The organism is Flavobacterium collinsii (assembly GCF_946903285.1).
Classification (GTDB): Bacteria; Bacteroidota; Bacteroidia; order Flavobacteriales; family Flavobacteriaceae; genus Flavobacterium; species Flavobacterium collinsii.
In genome coordinates this window covers 5,334,364-5,354,640 of the sequence record NZ_OX336425.1, presented here as the reverse complement: position 1 = coordinate 5,354,640, position 20,277 = coordinate 5,334,364, and the positions used below count along the sequence as shown (strand labels likewise).

The following is a 20,277-nucleotide window of genomic DNA, read 5'->3' as shown; positions in this document are numbered from 1 at the left end:
GTTGTTAGGTAAAGTTGGGAAAGAATATTTTTATAAATTTTGTGATTTGAAACCTTTAGAAATTGGCTGAAAGCCTTAAAGAATTAGAGCAGTGCATCGCACTACGAATTAAGAAGAAGTGAATATTGCCCTGAAGGGACAAAAGCAAATGAGTAACAGGTTAAAGAAGAATATATGTTTAAAAAAGTATATAATAAATATTTTCTTTGCGGTTATGCTTTCGCCCTTTCAGGGCTTATCATCATAATCTTTTTCATTCATAGTGCTTCGCACCATGTTGTTGCTAAGGCTCTTTCAGAGCACAAGGTTTTGAATGTAAGTAATTTTTAGTTTGTATTTTCTTTAGGTTTTCATCTTGATTGAAATTCAGGGTTTGATAACGGCACAAGCGATAGCCTACGGCGAAGCAATTCACGAATTAATGATATGAATAGCCGTTGGTTTTAACTGAGACAGAATATAAGTAGAAGCCTTTAAAATAGGCTGAAAGCCTTAAAGCATTAGAGCAGTGCATCGCACTACGAATTATGAAGGAGCAAATATTGCCCTGAAGGGGCAAAAGCAAATGAGTAATGGATTAAAGAAGAATATATGTTTAAAAAAATATATAATAAATGTTTTTTTGAGATTATGCTTTCGCCCTTTCAGGGCTTATCATCATAATCTTTTTCATTCATAGTGCTTCGCACCATGTTGTTGCTAAGACTCTTTCAGAGCGCAAGGTTTCGAACGTAGTTAATTTTTAGTTTGTATTTTCTTTGGGTTTTCATCTTGATCAAAATTCAGGGTTTAATAACGGCGCACGGCGAAGCAATTCACGAATTAATGATATGCATAGCCGTTGGTTTTAACCAACGGTTTTTTTGTTTAATCCTGAGAAGGCTTTAGCCAAAATGTTTGCTGTATTTGGCTAAAGCCGAGATAAATGATATTATGATTCCGTGGGTTAAAACCCACGTCTATTCAATTTTGATAAACTCGAAATTTCTAATATATCATGAGTTCGCGCTAGTTAAAACCTTTTTTTGCAGGCTTGACCGAAACTCTGGATGATCCCGTTTTATGAAATCTGGACTATAAAAGAGTTTAAGTTTTAGAATATTTTCGTTTTTTTAATCTCAAAATTTAAAATAATGGATTACCAAATCAAAAAAGCAAGTTTAGAAGATCTCAATGAAACAGCAGAACTTTTTGACCTCTATCGTGTTTTCTATCGTCAGAAATCTGATGTTGAGGCAGGGAAAGCATTTCTTAAAGAACGATTGTTGCATAATGAGTCGGATATTTTTTTAGCGATTGCAGACGGAAAAGCAGTTGGCTTTGTACAGCTCTATAAAATATTTAGTTCTACTAAAATGCAAAGACTATGGTTACTAAATGACCTTTTTGTACATCCTGATTACAGGGGTAAAGGATTTTCTGTGGCATTAATTGATCGCAGTAAAGAATGGTGTGTGGAAACAAATGCTTGTGGCTTGATGCTGGAAACCGAAAAAACGAATGATATAGGGAATCAGTTATATCCGCGCTGTGGTTTTGAATATGACGGTCAACATAACTATTATTATTGGTGGAAGTAAAAAAGGCTTAAGTGTAAAGTTAGCCTGTACACTTTTGTCATTCCGAGGTACGAGGAAACTCCGCAAGTAACTCCGCAACGAAAGTCAATCTTTGTCGAGCTTCTCGCGGAGATTTCTCCTTCGTCGAAATGACAATGATTGTGATTATTTGGTCTAAAAATAAAGTTTTTATGCTTTTTTTACATCTATAGTAAAGATATTCTACAATTAACCAAAATAAAAATCTGCTTTATCTGCGAGAAAAAATAACTTTAAAACAAAACTTCCTTGGTAATAATATAAAATCCCATTACGAGAACAAACCATCCAAAAATGGGTTTTAGTTTTGCTCCGTCGATTTTTTTAGAAAGCTGACTTCCTATAAACATTCCAAAGAGTGCCATTGCAGAAATTCCTAGTAGAAAGTTATAATCTATGGGAGTTCCGATGTATAAATCGCCGCCGAAACCTATCGAAGAGTTAATCGTAATAATCAACAATGAAGTTCCAACGGCTTGTTTCATGGGTAAATTAGCGAAGAAAAGCAGTGCAGGAATAATTAAAAAACCACCTCCCGCACCCAAAAATCCGGTCACAATTCCAACTAAAAATCCAATTAGGCTTAATTGAACATAATTAGTTTCGGTGGCTTTTGTTTCGGGTTTGTTTTTTCGGATCATCGAAATTGCTGCTGTAATCATCAATACCGAGAAGATAATCATAATGAGAAAATCTTTGGAAACCGAATATGAAGCTATAGAAAAAAGGGTAGAAGCAATTTGAGGAAAAATAACTTCCCGAATAATCAAAATCGAAATAACAGAGGGAATCGCAAAATACAAAGCCGACTTAAGTTTAAGATTCCCCATTTTGTAATGACTGTAACTTCCAAACATGGCAGTTAATCCCACTATAAATAAAGAATAAGAAGTAGCTTGTTCCGGATTTACTTTGAACAAATACACCAAAATTGGAATAGTAAGTATAGATCCGCCACCGCCAATTAAGCCCAGTGATATTCCTATAATGATTGAGGCGAAGTACCCTAAATATTCCATTGCATTTGTTTTACACAAAGGTGCTTCGTTTAAAAGAAACGCACAGTAACATTTATCACATAAGTTTTTTTTCTGCCACGAATTACACGAATTTTCCCGAATTAGTTTTAATAGGAATGAGGATAGATTCTCTATTTCATAACTACGTGTTTATAAAAAAAGAGAAACACCTTTTGTAATAGTATAGAATCTATGTCACTATGGGTTTAATAAATTACGTTCAGAGAAAAATAAAAATAATTTGTGCTAATTCGTGAAATTTGTGTTCAATAGCTCAATTTGATTGCGGTTGAGTTTGACCAGACCTCTTTGTTCCATTTTTTTGAGGAGTCGGGAGATTACCTCTCTGGAAGTATTTAATTCGGTTGCAATTTCCTGATGTGAAAGATTTACTTCAGAGCAGCCACAAGCATCCGAATGTCGTTTGAGGTAAAACTCTAAACGCTCATCCATAGACCGGAAAGCAATATTGTCAACGACTTCAAGAACTTCTTCAAAGCGGCTGCGGTAGGTATCGATTACAAACTCATACCAGGTTCGGTGTTCCATCATCCATTTGTCCATCATTTGCAAGGGAATCATCATAACCGAAACATCTTCGACAACTTTTGCCATTATTTGGCTTTTTTCGCTTTTGGCAGTGCAGATCATCGAAATGGCACAGGCTTGTCCGGGTTGTAGGTAGTACATTAAAAATTCACCACCATCTTCACCTTCGCGGTAAATTTTAATTTTTCCTTTGGTAATTAACACGGTGTTTTTAATGTATTGCCCGGTACGCATTAAGATGGTTCCGGCTTCAAAATCCTGCGGGCTTCCGTTTTCTTCAATTGTTGCAATAAGTTCGTTGGAAAAATTAGGGAATATATTTTTTAGTGAGTTTTGCATTGATAATAGGAGGGAATTAATGTCCACGGTTTTTACGGTTTGAACAGGTTTACACAGATTTTATTTTTTGAAATCAAGGCCCAAAATATTTTAACACATAGAAACATAGTTTTTAAAGCTTAAAAAAAGACGTTTCACTTTACATGAACACACATAGCTATGTGTAAATAATGTATTATTTTATTTTGCTCTAAACTTAGAAAATAAATCTATGTTTCTATGTGTTGAATTTTTATTTTTTTGCACAACCCGAGCGATAGCAAACAGGTGGACTAATTCCACGAATTAACACTAATTAATTTGTGGAAATTCGTGCAATTCGCGGCGAATATTTTTAATTCTTTTAATCAGTGGCAAAAAACATTCGTGAAGAACATTTTTATTAAATTAAAATTAAAATCTATAATTTATTACAAAGATAGGGGATTGCAATGGTATAAATTATCAGAAAATTATATTTAAGAGGTGTTTTGTGTAAATGAAAAAATCCTATTTTCTATCGAATTTATAGACTATATTTTTAAAAATAGTAAGTAAATTTGCTTTTCACTGATTATAGTACTTTCTCTAAAACGTTTTCTGAGAATAATAATCGAAATCGCATTTGGTACGTTTTTAATCAATAGAAACGTCGTAATTTTACAAAAACACATTTACTATGAATTTATCACAAGAAGATTGGGTTAATCAGCTGGCTGCTGACGAGAATGCAGTTATACTGGACGTAAGAACTGAAGACGAATTTAATGACGGTTACATTCAAAACGCCGTAAACATCGACATTAATAAAGGACAAGGGTTTATTTATGAAATCGAAGAGCTTGATAAAAACAAAAATTATTATGTGTATTGCCGTTCTGGTGCCAGAAGCGCCAAAGCATGTCAGATTATGAATGAGTTAGGGATTAGTAATGCCTACAATTTGCTTGGTGGAATTCTGGATTGGGAAGGTGAAACCGTAAACCCATAAGACAGAAGAAGAGGCCTATAAAGCCTCTTTTTTCTTTTTCAAATGCTATTAATAACCAAACTATAACAGACCAAATTATGAGTTTAATACCCGAAGAATTTCAAATTAAAAATTTGATCAATCAAGATACTTATCTTGTAAATGGAGAATTAAAACCATGGACCGGACAGACAACCCCAGTTTTTTCGACCATTTCCTCAACCGAAAAATATACGCCAACTTTATTAGGATCGATTCCGTTTATGGAAGAGAAAGAAGCTGCCGAAGTCGTGGAAGCTGCCAATACAGCTTATAATAAAGGTCAGGGCTTATGGCCAACGATGAAGGTCGTTGACCGCATTAAATGCATGGAGAATTTCGTAAAACAAATGAAGGAAACCCGCGAAGAGGTGGTGAAACTTTTGATGTGGGAAATTGGAAAAAACCTTGGCGATTCGCAAAAAGAATTTGACAGAACCGTTGAATATATTCAGGATACCATAGACAGTTATAAGGAACTAAACGGACGTAGCTCGCACTTTGAAAAAGTGCAGGGTGTTAATGCGATGATTCGTCGTGGACCTCTGGGTGTAGTTTTGTGCCTTGGACCTTATAATTATCCTTTGAATGAGACTTTTTCATTGTTGATTCCCGCTTTAATTATGGGAAACACTGTGATTTTTAAACCTGCAAAACATGGTGTTTTATGTATTTCGCCTTTGTTGGAAGCGTTCAGAAGCAGTTTTCCGAAAGGAGTAATCAATATTGTTTATGGCCGTGGCCGAGAAGTAGCTTCGCCTATTATGAAGTCTGGAAAAATTGACGTTTTAGCGTTAATCGGAAACAGTAAATCAGCCATAGCATTACAGGATCAGCATCCAAATAAAAACAGACTGCGTTTGATTTTAGGTCTGGAAGCGAAAAACCCGGCTATTATTCTACCCGACGCCGATTTAGATTTAGCGATTCAGGAATGCATTGCAGGAACTTTATCGTTTAACGGACAACGTTGTACGGCACTAAAAGTATTGTACGTACATGAATCTATTGCGGAAGAATTCAATAAACGTTTTGCTGAAAAGGTAGACAGTTTAGTATTTGGAAATCCTTGGGAAAAAGGAGTTTCTCTAACACCGCTTCCGGAAACAGATAAGCCAAAATACATTCAGGGACTAATTGATGATGCAACACATAAAGGAGCAAAAATACTGAATGAAAAAGGAGGGAAACACACTGATAATTATATTTTTCCCGCTGTCTTATATCCCGTAAACAAAGAAATGCGAGTGTATCACGAAGAGCAGTTTGGACCGGTGGTTCCCATTATTTCTTTCAAAGATATCAATGAACCGCTTGAAGATATGGCCGAATCCAATTACGGACAGCAGGTGAGTCTGTTTGGAAAAGATATTAAAACTCTGGCACCGCTTATTGATGCCTTAGTAAATTTAGTATGCAGAGTAAACCTCAACAGTTCTTGTCAGCGTGGCCCTGATGCCTTCCCGTTTACGGGGCGTAAAGATTCTGCTGTAGGAACTTTAAGTATCCCGGATGCCTTGCGTTCTTTCTCCATTCGTACGTTTGTTGCTTCAAAAGACATCGCTTATAACAATGAAATTTTGCAGGAATTGCTAAACAGCAGGGAGTCGAATTTTATTAATACCGATTATATTTTGTAGTTACCAGAGTTATATATTAATTGTAGAGGCCGTCTTTTTCTTTTGAATTGGACGGTTTTTATTTTTCTTTTTAAGCCTTTGATTTTCTGTGTGGTTGAGGTTCTGACTTTATTGTTTATTTTTAGAAATAAATTTTTTGAATAATGTAACTTAAAGTTAAAAATGTCATCTAACTACTATAATCAATCAAACCACCAAAATCTTAAAACAACTTATGGAAAAAAAATCACTTCAATTGCTATTTATAGCCTTCTTGTTTGTAGCACAAAATAGTTTTGCACAGGAACTTTACATGCCAAGGAATATTAAGGAATCTTATACTAATGGTGTTCGTTCTATGGATGGAAAACCCGGGAAAAATTATTGGCAAAATCATGGTAAATATGACATGGCTTTGACTGTAGATGCCAATACAAAAGTAGTTAGCGGAACCGAAACGATCGTGTATGAAAACAACAGTAATGATACGCTAAGGAATTTACGAATCAGATTTGTGAATAATATTCATAAAAAAACCTCGCCACGAGCGGTATTAAATAGTGAAGGTTTTTTTACGGAAGGATTGACAATTACAAATTTGAAAATCGAAGGTGAAGTCTACAAAGAAGATGCTAAAAGCTGGGGTACAGTTGGGAGCGTAAAAATGAATAAACCTATGCCGCCTCATAGTAAAATTACGATTGATATCGATTGGAATTATCCATTGTCAGAAGTGAGTGGGAGAGAGGGGCAAATCGATAACACTACTTTTTTTGTGGCCTATAGTTATCCTCGTGTTTCTGTTTTTGATGATTACAACAAATGGGACAACCTGCCTCATACTTCAGGTCAGGAGTTTTATAATGATTTTAATGATTATACGTATTCTGTAAAGGCACCTAAAAATTATGTGGTTTACGGAACGGGAGATTTATTGAATCCGGATGAGGTTTTACAGCCTGAATTTGCTGCACGTCTAAAAAAATCATACGTAACAGATGAAATTTTACACATTGCCAATGAGCAGGAAATGAAAAACGGTCTGGTAACAAAACAAAGCGATTGGAACGTTTGGAAATTTGAAGCTAAAAACATTACAGATGTTTGTTTTGGTTTAAGTGATCATTATTTATGGGATGCCGGAAGTGTAATTGTGGATAAAAAAACAAAGCGACGCGCGAGTATCCAAGCAGCTTATGATGTAAAAGGAACCGATTTTGAAAATTCTATTAAGTACAACCAATATGCTTTAGATTTCTTTTCACACAATTGGCCGGGAGTTCCCTATCCGTATTCTAAAATGACGGCTTTTCAGGGTTTTGCAGATATGGAATATCCAATGATGTGTAATGATTCGCAAATGGGAGATCCTGTTTTTGCACAATTGGTTCAGGATCATGAAGTAGCTCATACCTATTTTCCTTTTTATATGGGAATCAACGAAACACGTTATGCTTTTATGGACGAAGGCTGGGCGACAACTTTTGAATATTTAATAGGAATCGCAGAGCACGGAAAAGAAGCCGCCGATAAGTTTTATAAAGAATTTCGAGTAGAACAATATATAAATGATCCGTCTACAGAAGAAGATCAGCCTATCATTACCATGTCATCGCAGTTATCAGATTCTGGTTATGGCAATAATTCATACGGAAAAGCTTCTTTGTCATACCTGGCTTTAAAAGACTTGTTGGGGGATGATTTGTTTAAAAAAGCATTGCATGGCTATATGGACAATTGGAATGGTAAACACCCGGTTCCATGGGATTATTTTAATTCGATTAATACAGCTTCGGGTAAAAATCTGAATTGGTTTTTTGACAATTGGTTTTTCACAAATAATTACTTAGATCTTTCCGTTAAAAAGGTGGCTAAGAATATTATTTCTGTAGCCAATGTTGGTGGTTTTGCAATTCCATTTGATGCCATTGTGACCTACGCAGATAATACGACAGAAACAGTTCATAGCACACCGGCTGTTTGGCAGGCGAATCAAAAACTGGCCGCTGTTACAGTGAAGAGTAACAAGCAAATTAAAAAAGTAGTTCTAGATGGTGGTATTTTTATGGATGCTACTCCTTCCGACAATACCTGGTCAGCAAAATAAAAGAGTACAACAGAAGTCGTTTTTTTAACTAAAAAAACGACTTCTGTGTTTTATAAAAGCAGCACAATAAGTTTTGAATTTTTAGTAACAAATTGAAAAAAATCAATAAGAAATGAATAGTTTACAAATTGTTTTTAGAAAAAAGATACTCTTCTTCGGTTTATTTGTATTGTTAACGAGTTTTGCATTTGCGCAAAATAAAGATAGAATTGAAATAGGAACAGTCGATAGTATTTCTTCTAAAGTCCTGAACGAAAATAGAAAAATATGGATTCATCTTCCTAAAAGTGCACGAAATACAGGTCTGGCAAAACAAAAGTATCCGGTCGTTTATTTACTCGATGCTGAAGGACATTTTAGCTCCGTTGTAGGGATAATTGAAGAAATGAGCGAAGTGAACGGAAATACAAATTGTCCGGAAATGATTATAGTTGGGATTACGAACACTAATAGAAATCGTGATTTAACGCCTACACATACGGATGTTGATCCTCCATTTGTGTCAAAAAGTTTAAGTGATCAATCTGGTGGAGGAGAAAAATTTGTTGAATTTCTTGAAAAAGAATTGATTCCGTATATCGATGGTAAATATCCAACTACACCTTATAAAACACTGATAGGACATTCTTTTGGAGGTTTGACCGCTTTGAATATTCTGACAAATCATACTCATTTATTCAATTCGTATCTTGCTATTGATCCGAGTTTGTGGTGGGATCATCAGAAATTTTTAGTTGCAACTGAAAAAAAAATAGAAAACAAAAAACTGCCGAATGTTTCCTTGTTTATGGCCGCTGCCAATACAATGGATGATAGCATGAATGTTGTGAAAGTAAGAAAAGATACAACGATTTTTACAAGACATATCCGCTCCATTTTAGATTTTAATGATTTTCTGAACAAGAACAAAAAAAGCGGTTTGAATTATCAGTATCAATATTATAACGATGATAATCATGGATCTGTACCATTGATCGCCACCTATGATGGTCTTCGTTTTTTGTTTAAATTCAATCAGTTAAAGCTTTCCATTCCGGAACAAATTAACTTTAATAAAGCTGTTTTTACTAAAATTGAAAAACATTTTGAAAATGTATCAAAACACTTAGGTTACAAGGTAAGCGTTCCAGAAAACACAGTAAATGCTTATGGTTATCAGTCTTTGGGTAAAAAAGATATGGAGCTGGCAGGTTATTTGTTCAGGTTAAATGTTGCGAATTATCCTCAAAGTCCAAATGTTCATGATTCGCTTGGAGATTTTTATGAAGCAAATGGTGATAAGAAAAATGCAATCGCCAGTTATGAAAAGGCTTTGATACTGGATAAAAACTTCTCGGAAGCTAAGATAAAACTGGAGAAATTAAAATAATAGATATAATAAAAACTTAAAATGTCAGGAGAAAAAGATTTACAACAATTACTTAAAAGCATGAGACCAGAGCATAATTTAGGAGATTATGTTTTTTGTAAAGTCGAAAAATTAGATGGTGTAGAACTGAATGATATTGAGATGTTTTTCAAAGAAAAAGAAGCAATTACTCTGATTTTGAAAAAAGAAATTGCAGACGCATTAAAGCTAGATTATTCAGTTGTAATGTCATGGATAACACTCACGGTGCATTCATCATTAGAAGCAGTTGGCTTAACAGCAGCATTTTCAAAAGCACTTTCAGAACATGAAATAAGCTGTAATGTTGTGGCCGCTTTTTATCACGATCATATTTTTATAGCCCAAAAAGACACAGAGAAGGCAATGGAGATCTTAAATTTATTTTCGGTCTAAATTGAGGTAAATCACTGGATAATAGCAATAAACAAAGGGGGATTAAAAATTTAACTTTTTCTAGATTTATTATTGGTAAGTTTTTTATTACATTTGAATTAAAAAAAAGTTAAAAATGAAGCGGAAGTTTAATATTAAAAAACTACGTTTGCAAAAAAATGAAAACCCTGAATTATTAATGAAAAAGAAACTATTTTTTATTGTTTTATTAATCACTTGTAAAAATTTTGCTCAAAACAACGCTAAAATCGCATTTCAGAAAAGCAGATATGAATTAGCTTTAGACTACTACGAAAAAGCCGATTATAAGAAAGCGATTGATTTATTTTACGTTGCTTCCAAAATTAAACCTGACAATACAATAGGTCAGGAATCGATTAAAAAAGTAGATACTTTACGAACATTTTTGAGAGAAAATCTTCTAAAGTTGGCCGTAGGAACCTGGAAGATGGTTGGAGATAAGCCGGTTTGGGCTGCTAATCAAAGTAATGCAACCTCACAAAAAGATTTTGACGACTTAATCGAAATCAAGGACGGTGAAATTTCTTCTTATGAGAAAAATAAGAAAACGCAGGAAAAAAAACTCATTAAGTCTGAGAAATTAGTGTATTACAACAAAGAGAACTCAGATGCATTGTTTTCGGACATCCTTTTATCTGACGGAACTGTTTGGAATTGCACGATAAATGAAAATGGAGATGAGCTGCATGTCATCAATGTGGGCAAAGTGACTGATGGAATTGTCGAAAAAATAACCAGCGACAATACGGAGCGGTTTTTTATTAAAGTAGAATAGTAAAAAGGGAATCAATTTTGATTCCCTTTTTTATTTATGAAAACCGTTTGCATTTGCCATATACTACTGCTAAAATCAATTTTTTATAATTCGATTTATTTGTTGTATGGTCATCATATTGAATAGTTTATAATTGTTAGGGAAAGGATAAAATGCAATTGTAAAATCGTGTAATTTTGATGCAATCCAAAAGAAGTAAAATAATGAAAATCAAAGCAATTAAAGCTTCTCAGACCTGGCAGATCAGACATGAAGTGATGTGGCCGGATCAGCCATTTGAGTTCGTGCAATTAGATGAAGATGCTTTAGGGCTGCATTTTGGGGTTTTTATAGCAGAAAAATTAGTTGCAGTAGTTTCCTGTTTTGTGAATAATAACGAATTACAGTTCAGAAAATTGGCAACTCTGGGAGAATATCAGGGAAAAGGCATCGGATCTGAACTTGTAAAATACATTTTACAATTCGCAAAAGAGAAAAATTTGAAAAAAGTCTGGTGCAATGCACGAACCAATAAAAAAAAATTTTACGAGAAATTCGGAATGCAGGATACTCATCATATTTTTAGAAAAGCAGAACAGGAATTTACCATAATGGAAGTTTTGCTATAGAAAATAAAGTGAATTTTACGGAATAAAACATACAGTGTCAGATCTTTGCGATTTTGATGTTTTTTTATTGATTTGGAGAGTCTTATTAACTCGATTATGATAAGGACTTAATTTTTTATGATTTTTCAGCAAAAAAGGATATTTTTTTATCAGAATTAGTGTGTAATAAAATCATGAAAACGTTTTCGTCTTTTTTAAATGTTAAAGCTTATAAAAAAATCTTTTTTTCTTTCGATACTTTCCTTACTTTCGCACCCAAATGAGAAAGTTAGTAGTATTTTTAGTATTCATGAATTTGCTTCTGTTAGGCGGAGGGCAATATCTTAATGCGGGTACTCCTAAAAATGCTCATCCTCATAATCTTGAGAAAAAGCACAGGGTAAAATTCACCAATCAGGAACAGGGCAGTTCAATTATTGAAGATGCTGATATTGATACTGAAGAAGAATATCTTGGAAGTGATGATCTTAAAGATGGACTTACGAATAAGTTTTTTGCAACAAACTATAGTTTACTTGACAGTTGGTACCTTTCCTTTGCAAGTCAGACTGGTGTAAATGATTACAATCGTTTTAAAATCTTCCTGCCATTTTGTGGCAACTCAAATCCTATCTACATTACTCAACGAGTTTTAAGAATTTGATTCAACAGTATACATCGGTTACCAAAGTTGTGATCTGAATATTCTGTTGATGTATTTTTTTCTACCTCATCTTATATGAAAGTTAAGTTCTGACTAAGGCTGGCTGATGCATTTTTTCATCCAAAGGAATCTCTGTATTCCAAGCACTCAATCGCTTAATTTCCAATAAAATCATGAAAAGAATTATCTTGTTCACTGGCTTAATTGCCTTAGTGTGCCTTACTAGTTGTACAGCTAAAAAAGAAGAAAAAGAAGAAGTAGAAAAATTTACCGCTACCAATCCGGTAAAAATAGACACTTCGTTTACGAAACAGTATGTTTCACAAATTAAATCCGTACGAAATATTGAAATTCGTGCTCAGGAAAAAGGTTTTTTACAAAACATCTATGTCGATGAAGGACAATTTGTAAAAAAAGGACAACTGTTGTTCAAAATTATGCCAAACATGTATCAGGCAGAATTATTGAAAGCACAAGCTGAACAAAAATCAGTAGAAATCGAACTGCAAAATTCCAAATTACTGGCAGACAAAAATATCGTTTCTAAAAACGAACTAAGTGTAGCGCAGGCAAAATTGCAATCTGCAAAAGCCGAAGTAGCACTGGCAAAACTTCATTTATCATTTACCGAAATCAGAGCTCCGTTTGACGGAACTATCGATCGTATTCCGTTAAAATTAGGAAGTCTTATTGATGAAGGCGAATTGATGACGAGTCTTTCAGACAACAGTCAGATGTTTGCTTACTTCAATGTTTCAGAACCTGAATACCTGCAATATGAAACCAATGTAAAAGACCGTGCTGATAATAAAGTAAGTCTGGTTTTGGCTAATGGCGAAACTTTTAAGGAAAAAGGAAATGTAGAAGTTATTGAAAGTGAATTTAACAATGAAACCGGAAACATCGCATTCAGAGCGCGTTTTCCTAATTCAGGCAAATTGCTTAGAAATGGCGAAACCGGACAGGTTCAAATGCTTGTACCGCTTAAAAATGCAATCGTGATTCCACAAAAAGCGACTTATGAAATCCAGGATAAAAAATACGTTTTTGTGATCGATAAAAACAATAAAGTAACTTCAAGAGAAATCACTATAACTGGCGAAATCCCTGATTTGTACGTGATCAAAACCGGACTTACCGAAAATGACAAAATTTTACTTGAAGGAGTTCAGAAAGTAAAAGAGAATGACAAAATCAAATATGAATTCCAATCTCCTAAAGCGGTAATGAACAATTTACGCTTAAAAGCAGAATAGGTTTAATCATTAAAACAATATAAAATGTTTAACAAATTTATTCAAAGACCTGTACTGTCGATAGTAATATCGCTTATAATCGTCTTTTTAGGAGTATTGTCGGTATTGAATTTACCTATTACCCAATTCCCTACAATCTCACCACCAATGGTGAATGTTACTGCAGATTATCCGGGTTCTAACGGTGAATTGATGATCAAGGCAGTTATTATTCCTTTAGAAAGAGCTTTAAATGGAGTTCCGGGAATGAAATACATGTCTTCTGATGCCGGAAATGATGGTGAGGCCACTATAAAAGTAGTTTTTAACTTAGGAACAGATCCCAATCAAGCGGCGGTTAACGTTCAGAATCGTGTAGCTTCGGTTACCAATAAATTACCTCCATTGGTAATTAGAGAGGGTATAAAAATTACCCGAGAAGTGCCAAGTATGTTGATGTACGTGAACCTTTACAGTACAGACAAAAATACCGACATGAAGTTCTTGTACAACTACGCTGATATCAACGTACTTTCAGAATTGAAAAGGGTAAATGGTATTGGTTCCGGAGATATCTTGGGAACTCGTGAATATGCTATGCGTATCTGGCTGAAACCGGATCGTATGTTGGCGTATAAAATTTCTGCCGATGAGATAATGGAAGCATTGTCAAGTCAGAGTTTGGAGGCTTCTCCGGGTAAAACGGGGGAAAGCTCCGGTAAACGTTCTCAGGCATTTGAATATGTATTGAAATATTCCGGACGTTTTACCACGAAAGAGCAATATGGAAATATTGTAGTAAAATCCAATGCTAACGGAGAACTTTTACGTTTGAAAGATGTTGCCAATATTGAATTTGGTAGTTCAATGTATGATATTTACTCCAACTTAAATGGTAAGCCATCTGCGGCTATCGTACTAAAACAGTCTTTTGGAAGTAATGCCAATCAGGTTATTGAAGAAGTAAAGGCTAAATTGGAAAAAATCAAGCAAAAATTTCCAAAAGGAATGGATTATGAGATTTCATATGACGTTTCTAAGTTCTTGGATGCCTCTATCGAAAAAGTAATTCACACATTGGTAGAAGCTTTTATTCTGGTTGGTTTAGTCGTATTTCTTTTCTTAGGCGACTGGCGTTCGACGGTTATTCCGGCAATTGCAGTACCGGTATCGTTAATTGGAACCTTTGTGTTTATGACATTCTTTGATATATCGTTGAACTTAATTACGTTGTTTGCTTTAGTATTGGCAATTGGGGTCGTCGTCGATGATGCGATTGTAGTAATCGAAGCTGTTCACGCCAAGATGGAAGAAGAACATTTGTCAGCATTTAAAGCAACTAAAAAAGCGATGCATGAAATTGCGGGGGCGATTATTGCGATTACGTTCCTGATGGCTGCGGTATTTATTCCTGTTGCATTCATGTCTGGTCCTGTTGGAGTATTTTACAGACAGTTCTCGGTTACGATGGCAACTGCTATTATACTTTCGGGTATTGTGGCTTTGACATTGACACCGGCACTTTGTGCGATGATGCTGAAAAATAATCACGGTCAGCCTAAAAAGAAAACACCAGTTAATGTATTTATAGATGGTTTTAATAATAAGTTTAACCTAGCTCAGGGTAAATATCAAAATGTATTAGCTAAAATCGTAAACAGAAGAGCTGTTACTATAATTGCTTTAGTAGGATTTTGTGCCGGAACATGGTTAATAAGCAGCACAGTTCCTTCCGGATTTATTCCGAATGAGGATCAGGGAATGTTTTATGCGGTTATTCAAACACCTCCGGGTTCATCTTTAGAAAGAACTAATAATATTGCAGAAAGAGTTCAAAAGATTGCAGAAGATATCGATGGAGTGAAATCGGTTTCTTCGTTGGCAGGTTATGAAATTCTGTCTGAAGGTACAGGAGCAAACTCAGGAACTTGTTTGGTGAATCTTAAAGACTGGAACGACAGAAAAGAATCTGTTCTTGAGATTATGCATGAGATGGAGGAAAAATGTAAAGACATTGCGGGAGCAAATATCGAATTCTTCCAGCCGCCTGCTGTACCGGGATATGGTGCTGCCGGGGGATTTGAGCTTCGTTTATTAGATAAAACCGGTTCTGGGGATTACAAAAAAACGGAGCAGGTAAATAATGATTTTGTTGCTGAATTGAACAGACATCCGGAATTATCCAATGTATTTAGTTTTTATAGTTCGAGTTTCCCTCAATACATGATGAAAGTCGACAATGATTTGGCACAGCAAAAAGGAGTTTCGATCGAAAACGCAATGAATACATTGTCAACTCTTGTGGGAAGTAACTACGAAATTAGTTTTATTAAATTCGGAATCAACTACAAAGTAATTGTTCAGGCTTCTCCGGAGTATCGTGCTCAGCCAGATGATATTTTAAAGTTATATGTAAAAAATAATCGTGATGAAATGGTGCCTTTTTCTGCTTTTATGAGATTGGAAAAGGTATACGGGCTTTCTGAAATTACCCGACACAATATGTACACTTCTACGCAAATTAGTGGTTCTGCAGCACCGGGTTATAGTTCTGGTACTGCGATTAAAGTAATTCAGGAAGTAGCTGCTAAAAAATTACCCAGAGGATATGACATTGACTGGGCAGGTATTTCTGCCGATGAGGTAGCGCAGGGGAATCAGGCAATTTGGGTATTCCTGATCTGTTTAGGATTTGTGTATCTGGTACTGGCAGCGCAATACGAGAGTTTTATTTTACCACTATCTGTAATTCTTTCTTTGCCGGCAGGTATTTTTGGAGCTTTCCTTTTACTGAAATTAACAGGATTGGAAAATAACATTTATGCACAGGTGGCGATGGTAATGCTTATTGGTTTATTGGGTAAAAATGCCGTACTGATTGTAGAGTTTGCGATTCAGCGTCATGCTGCAGGTAAATCAGTTCTTGAAGCAGCGATGGAAGGAGCTAAAGCGAGGTTCCGTCCTATTTTGATGACTTCATTTGCTTTTATTGCAGGTTTATTACCACTTGCTTTTGCTACCGGTCCGGGAAAAATTGGTAACCGTACTATTGGTACTGCAGCTGCGGGAGGTATGCTTATCGGAACTATTTGCGGGGTGTTTGTAATTCCGGGCTTGTATTACATCTTTGGAAAAATAGCAGAGAGATACAAATTGGTGAAACATGAAGAAGAGAATCCATTAACAGAAGAAATTGATAACAATCATGTATAAATTCAAATCATATCAATACGGTATTGCATTGGGTATATGTCTTACGGTTGCAGGGTGTAAAGCCCCTGCTCCTGAGACTGTAGCAACAAGCACGCCAGTTCCTGAAGCGTTTGGAGCAACAGCACAAACTCAGGATGCAAACAATAATACAGCAACACTAGTCTGGAAAGATTACTTTAAAGATCAAAATCTGGTAGACCTGATTGATGCTGCTCTGAAGAACAATCAGGAATTAAACATCACTTTGCAGGAAATTGAAATTGCCAGAAATGACATCCGTGTAAAAAAAGGACTTTTATTACCAACTGTTGGTGTTCGTGCCGGAGCGGGAGTAGAGAAAGTTGGCCGATATACAAGTCAGGGTGCAGGCGATGCCAACACAGATATCAAACCGGGTATAAAAACTCCTGATCCGTTAGGAGATTTTACCATTTCGGCTTATGCGAACTGGGAAGTAGACATCTGGAAAAAACTGCGAAATTCTAAGAAAGCAGCTTTAAACCGATATTTAGCCACGGTTGAAGGTAAAAATTTTGTGATTACCAACCTTATTGCTGAAGTGGCCGATTCTTATTACGAATTACTGGCTTTAGATACGCAGTTGGATATTGTAAAACAAACCATCAAATTGCAGTCTAATGCTTTAGAAATTGTAAAAATTCAGAAGCAGGCTGCCAGAGCTACTGAACTAGGCGTGAAGAAGTTTGAAGCGGAAGTTTTAACCTCAAAAAGTCTGGAATTTGGAATTCTTCAGCAGATAAAAGAAGCAGAAAATAAAATCAATTTTTTATTGGGAAGATATCCTCAGGAAATTAAAAGAACCAATACAAACAACTTCCTTAGTTTGTTACCGGCAGCGGTTAGTTCAGGAATTCCGTCTCAGTTATTAGCGAATCGTCCTGATGTTAAGCAGGCAGAATTAGAATTAGTAGCTTCAAAATTAGATGTAAAAGTGGCTCGTGCTGAGTTTTATCCTTCCTTAAATATTTCGGCTGCGATAGGAGTACAGGCATTTAAACCTTCTTACCTGTTTACGTTCCCGGAATCTATTTTGTATTCATTAGCAGGAGATCTTGCTGCGCCATTGATTAACAGAAATGCGATTAAGGCAGAATTTGCAAGCGCAAATGCAAGACAGCTTCAGGCACTGTACAATTACGATCGTACGATTTTGAATGCTTACTTAGAAGTGTCCAACCAGCTTTCGAAGATCGAAAATTTACAAAAAGGATATGATCTTAAATCGCAACAGGTTGATGCTCTAAACACCTCAATAGACGTTTCTAACGATTTGTTTAAATCGGCCAGAGTTGATTATTTTGAAGTTTTAATGACACAACGTGATGCATTAGAAGCAAAATTAGAATTGGTAGATACCAAAAAAGAACAATTAAATGCTGCAGTCCATGTGTACAGAGACTTAGGCGGCGGTTGGAAATAGGAGTAATAGTTATTTTGTAGATAAAAGCCTTTCGGGAGTAAATTCCTGAAAGGCTTTTTTAGTTGATCGAAGAGGTCTTGATGATTGTGATAGAGTATTACTCTTTTTTTGCATTGTTTATTAATTCTATAATCTTTGAAGCCACTCCACTTGACGATTGAAAATTTTGTCCCGTGACAATTCTTCCGTCCGTTTCGACATGAGAGACGTTACGTGCCGAGAATTTAAAGACCCCTCCTCTTCCTTCAATTGTTTTTTGAATTAAGAACGGGAAGTATTTAAAATATTCGCCATCTTGTTTTTCGAATGAATCCGGGTAACCGCTAATTTTTTTTCCTGCGACTAAATAATTGCCGTCATTTGTTTTTAAGTTGACAATTCCTGCAGTTCCATGACAAACAGAAGAGATAATCCCTTTGTTCTCCTCATATACTCTTAAAGCTATGGCTTGAATTTCTTTATTTTCAGGTACCTCATACATGGCAGCTCCACCACCGATGTAATGAACAGCTTTATAGATTTTTGAATCAATTTCTGCCGGTTTTTTAGTGTTTTTTAGGGCATACATAAAATCCGGATCAAATAAATATTGCTTTTGTAATGTGTCGGATGTGTTGATGTAGGCTAATGGGACACTTCCTCCTTCCGGGCTTACAAAATCAACAGTATATCCCCCTGTTTTAAAAGTATGGTAAGCATTTATAATTTCAGAAAAACTATTACCTGTTGCCAGGTTCGATTTTCCATAATAATGGGCATTAGAAACGATAAACAGAATGTGCTGTCCTGATTTGTTCGTATTTATGCTACTCGCAGATTTACTGATTATTTTCCATTCGCCCTGAATCTTTTTGAGTAAAAACAAGTCAATAAATTCCATTTTTTTGTCAGGAATTAATATTTCGGCTTTAGCTAAAGCGATGTCGTTATGCAAATCAAGTGAAATTATTCTGCCCATTCGACCATTAAATTGCCCCTGATTGCCTTTTTTAAACCATTTGGCATATTCGCCGGAAGGTACAATCCACAAGTCTTTGTCTTTATGACTTAAAAAGAGATTGGCCTCAGAATAAAATGCCTTCTCAATGTTATCAGGCCTGTTGTAAGAAGTACCATCAATATAATTTTCAATGCATTTTTTAACGGATTCCTCTTCTGTCTGTGCCAATAAATAACCTGACGAAAATAATAGTGTAATAAAATAGATAACTTTTTTCATAAGCTTTTGAGATTTAATTTTTCGCAAAGCTATCGTTCGTCAATTGGGAATGGGAATGAATATATAATTTAGGACTCCAGATTTATAAATTAGGAGAAAAAATCAGGTTTTTGCGTAGTTTAAAGGTGTGGTGCCTGTCGCTTTTTTAAATGCGCCATAAAAAGTACTGCTCGAATTGAAACCGCAATACTCGGCTACAACTTCCATTTTTAGATTACTGTCCTGCTTGAGTATTTTTTTGGCTTCTTCGATTCGGTATTCGTTTATGAATTGCGTGTAACTTTTGTTCAAATTGTCATTTAAGAATTGTGATAAGAGTTGAGGTCGTATTTTGATTTCCTGCGCTAGTAGATTTAAGGTTAGATTAGGATTTTTGTGAATGTTCTTTGAGTTAAAAGCAATCTGTATTTTTTCAAGAATAGAATTGACTTCTTCGCTCTCTATTTTGTTAACGTATTTTTCTTTTTTAGGATGTACTTTAAAAGTTTCATTTCGTTTGTAAAATACAACCATACCCGATAAATATAAAGCAAAAGAAAGAGAAAGAGCTCCTGAAATATAAGAGGTATATGCAGCTGTAAAATAAGCGAGCCAAATTAGGAAGACACCACCCAATACTGAGAGTATCCAAACCTCATCATAATTAATTTTGTCGGACTTAGTGAGGATCTTCGCGAATACTTGTTTTACAGAAAATGCAGAAAGTATGATAAAGACGATCCATTGTAAGTTGATGATTAAATAAATGTATTTTTTCCATAATTCTAAATGATTCTGATAGGGAGCTAATACTCCCACAAAGACAATAAGGAATAATGAAAAAAGAATTGAATACTTCGCTAAAGCTATATTTAACGAGTTTTGTTTAGCCTTAATATAGAAAAACAAAAAGGGTCCTATTAGAAAACAGGCAGATAAACCGATTTGCAAGTATGTTTTTGAAAGCCCGGGGTTAAAGTAAAAAAAGATTGACTTCCAGATTCTAATGCTTAGCACAGCTAATAATCCGCCTAAAAAAAAGTTGGAAATGTTTTTTTCTTTTGTAAAGAAGAAAAAGTACAAACTCAAGATAGTACAATTAAATGCTCCTAATGCGCTGAAGAAAAATAAAATCTGATTA

The 20,277-nt window shown here is 35.1% G+C and carries 16 protein-coding genes; 12 read left to right on the top strand and 4 right to left on the bottom strand.

Features of this window, described 5'->3' with window-relative positions; genetic code table 11:
• The first annotated feature begins 1,133 nt into the window (after positions 1-1,133).
• Positions 1,134-1,580 (top strand): GNAT family N-acetyltransferase, encoded by a 447-nt coding sequence (locus tag OGZ34_RS21415; RefSeq protein WP_173966396.1) that lies wholly within the window; start codon positions 1,134-1,136, stop codon positions 1,578-1,580.
• A 251-nt stretch (positions 1,581-1,831) separates the two neighbouring features.
• Here the strand turns inward: OGZ34_RS21415 and OGZ34_RS21410 are convergent, their stop codons facing one another.
• Positions 1,832-2,617, bottom strand: coding sequence for a sulfite exporter TauE/SafE family protein (locus OGZ34_RS21410; protein WP_263361687.1), 786 nt, complete (start codon positions 2,615-2,617; stop codon positions 1,832-1,834).
• Positions 2,618-2,863: 246 nt separating this feature from the next.
• Positions 2,864-3,505, bottom strand: coding sequence for a Crp/Fnr family transcriptional regulator (locus OGZ34_RS21405; RefSeq protein ID WP_263361686.1), 642 nt, complete (start codon positions 3,503-3,505; stop codon positions 2,864-2,866).
• Positions 3,506-4,163: 658 nt separating this feature from the next.
• Between OGZ34_RS21405 and OGZ34_RS21400 the strand changes: the two genes are divergently transcribed.
• From OGZ34_RS21400 to OGZ34_RS21350, 11 genes are all read left to right on the top strand, one after another.
• On the top strand, positions 4,164-4,475 hold the full coding sequence (locus OGZ34_RS21400; RefSeq protein ID WP_263361685.1) for a rhodanese-like domain-containing protein: 312 nt from the start codon (positions 4,164-4,166) through the stop codon (positions 4,473-4,475).
• Between the two features lie 77 nt (positions 4,476-4,552).
• Positions 4,553-6,133 carry an NADP-dependent glyceraldehyde-3-phosphate dehydrogenase gene (locus OGZ34_RS21395; protein WP_263361684.1) on the top strand — a complete coding sequence of 527 codons (1,581 nt, stop codon included), beginning with the start codon at positions 4,553-4,555 and terminating at the stop codon, positions 6,131-6,133.
• Positions 6,134-6,347: 214 nt separating this feature from the next.
• Complete coding sequence (locus tag OGZ34_RS21390) at positions 6,348-8,219, top strand: M1 family metallopeptidase (protein WP_263361683.1); 1,872 nt, start codon at positions 6,348-6,350, stop codon at positions 8,217-8,219.
• A gap of 112 nt (positions 8,220-8,331) precedes the next feature.
• On the top strand, positions 8,332-9,588 hold the full coding sequence (locus OGZ34_RS21385) for an alpha/beta hydrolase-fold protein (RefSeq protein ID WP_263361682.1): 1,257 nt from the start codon (positions 8,332-8,334) through the stop codon (positions 9,586-9,588).
• Between the two features lie 21 nt (positions 9,589-9,609).
• On the top strand, positions 9,610-10,002 hold the full coding sequence (locus OGZ34_RS21380; protein WP_263361681.1) for an ACT domain-containing protein: 393 nt from the start codon (positions 9,610-9,612) through the stop codon (positions 10,000-10,002).
• Between the two features lie 178 nt (positions 10,003-10,180).
• Positions 10,181-10,798: a hypothetical protein gene (locus OGZ34_RS21375; RefSeq protein WP_263361680.1), complete on the top strand. Its 618-nt coding sequence runs from the start codon at positions 10,181-10,183 to the stop codon at positions 10,796-10,798.
• 203 nt (positions 10,799-11,001) lie between these two features.
• Positions 11,002-11,406: a GNAT family N-acetyltransferase gene (locus OGZ34_RS21370; RefSeq protein ID WP_263361679.1), complete on the top strand. Its 405-nt coding sequence runs from the start codon at positions 11,002-11,004 to the stop codon at positions 11,404-11,406.
• A gap of 259 nt (positions 11,407-11,665) precedes the next feature.
• Entirely contained in the window at positions 11,666-12,049 is a 384-nt protein-coding gene (locus OGZ34_RS21365) for a hypothetical protein (protein WP_246253230.1), read from the top strand.
• Positions 12,050-12,222: 173 nt separating this feature from the next.
• The gene (locus OGZ34_RS21360) at positions 12,223-13,305 is read left to right on the top strand and encodes an efflux RND transporter periplasmic adaptor subunit (protein WP_263361678.1); all 1,083 of its coding nucleotides are present in this window, start codon (positions 12,223-12,225) and stop codon (positions 13,303-13,305) included.
• A gap of 24 nt (positions 13,306-13,329) precedes the next feature.
• On the top strand, positions 13,330-16,497 hold the full coding sequence (locus OGZ34_RS21355; protein ID WP_263361677.1) for an efflux RND transporter permease subunit: 3,168 nt from the start codon (positions 13,330-13,332) through the stop codon (positions 16,495-16,497).
• Positions 16,490-17,938, top strand: coding sequence for a TolC family protein (locus OGZ34_RS21350; RefSeq protein WP_173966407.1), 1,449 nt, complete (start codon positions 16,490-16,492; stop codon positions 17,936-17,938). Before OGZ34_RS21355 ends, OGZ34_RS21350 begins: the two co-directional genes overlap by 8 nt.
• A 97-nt stretch (positions 17,939-18,035) precedes the next feature.
• Here OGZ34_RS21350 and OGZ34_RS21345 read toward each other — a convergent pair whose 3' ends face one another.
• Complete coding sequence (locus OGZ34_RS21345) at positions 18,036-19,157, bottom strand: nuclear transport factor 2 family protein (RefSeq protein ID WP_263361676.1); 1,122 nt, start codon at positions 19,155-19,157, stop codon at positions 18,036-18,038.
• A gap of 102 nt (positions 19,158-19,259) precedes the next feature.
• Complete coding sequence (locus tag OGZ34_RS21340; RefSeq protein ID WP_263361675.1) at positions 19,260-20,045, bottom strand: helix-turn-helix domain-containing protein; 786 nt, start codon at positions 20,043-20,045, stop codon at positions 19,260-19,262.
• Positions 20,046-20,277 lie beyond the last annotated feature (232 nt).

Bases quoted from the DNA above. Each gene is read 5' to 3' on its own strand.
- OGZ34_RS21415 (WP_173966396.1), top strand. From the start codon at position 1,134: ATGGATTACCAAATCAAAAAAGCAAGTTTAGAAGATCTCAATGAAACA.
- OGZ34_RS21410 (WP_263361687.1), bottom strand. From the start codon at position 2,617: ATGGAATATTTAGGGTACTTCGCCTCAATCATTATAGGAATATCACTG.
- OGZ34_RS21405 (WP_263361686.1), bottom strand. From the start codon at position 3,505: ATGCAAAACTCACTAAAAAATATATTCCCTAATTTTTCCAACGAACTT.
- OGZ34_RS21400 (WP_263361685.1), top strand. From the start codon at position 4,164: ATGAATTTATCACAAGAAGATTGGGTTAATCAGCTGGCTGCTGACGAG.
- OGZ34_RS21395 (WP_263361684.1), top strand. From the start codon at position 4,553: ATGAGTTTAATACCCGAAGAATTTCAAATTAAAAATTTGATCAATCAA.
- OGZ34_RS21390 (WP_263361683.1), top strand. From the start codon at position 6,348: ATGGAAAAAAAATCACTTCAATTGCTATTTATAGCCTTCTTGTTTGTA.
- OGZ34_RS21385 (WP_263361682.1), top strand. From the start codon at position 8,332: ATGAATAGTTTACAAATTGTTTTTAGAAAAAAGATACTCTTCTTCGGT.
- OGZ34_RS21380 (WP_263361681.1), top strand. From the start codon at position 9,610: ATGTCAGGAGAAAAAGATTTACAACAATTACTTAAAAGCATGAGACCA.
- OGZ34_RS21375 (WP_263361680.1), top strand. From the start codon at position 10,181: ATGAAAAAGAAACTATTTTTTATTGTTTTATTAATCACTTGTAAAAAT.
- OGZ34_RS21370 (WP_263361679.1), top strand. From the start codon at position 11,002: ATGAAAATCAAAGCAATTAAAGCTTCTCAGACCTGGCAGATCAGACAT.
- OGZ34_RS21365 (WP_246253230.1), top strand. From the start codon at position 11,666: ATGAGAAAGTTAGTAGTATTTTTAGTATTCATGAATTTGCTTCTGTTA.
- OGZ34_RS21360 (WP_263361678.1), top strand. From the start codon at position 12,223: ATGAAAAGAATTATCTTGTTCACTGGCTTAATTGCCTTAGTGTGCCTT.
- OGZ34_RS21355 (WP_263361677.1), top strand. From the start codon at position 13,330: ATGTTTAACAAATTTATTCAAAGACCTGTACTGTCGATAGTAATATCG.
- OGZ34_RS21350 (WP_173966407.1), top strand. From the start codon at position 16,490: ATGTATAAATTCAAATCATATCAATACGGTATTGCATTGGGTATATGT.
- OGZ34_RS21345 (WP_263361676.1), bottom strand. From the start codon at position 19,157: ATGAAAAAAGTTATCTATTTTATTACACTATTATTTTCGTCAGGTTAT.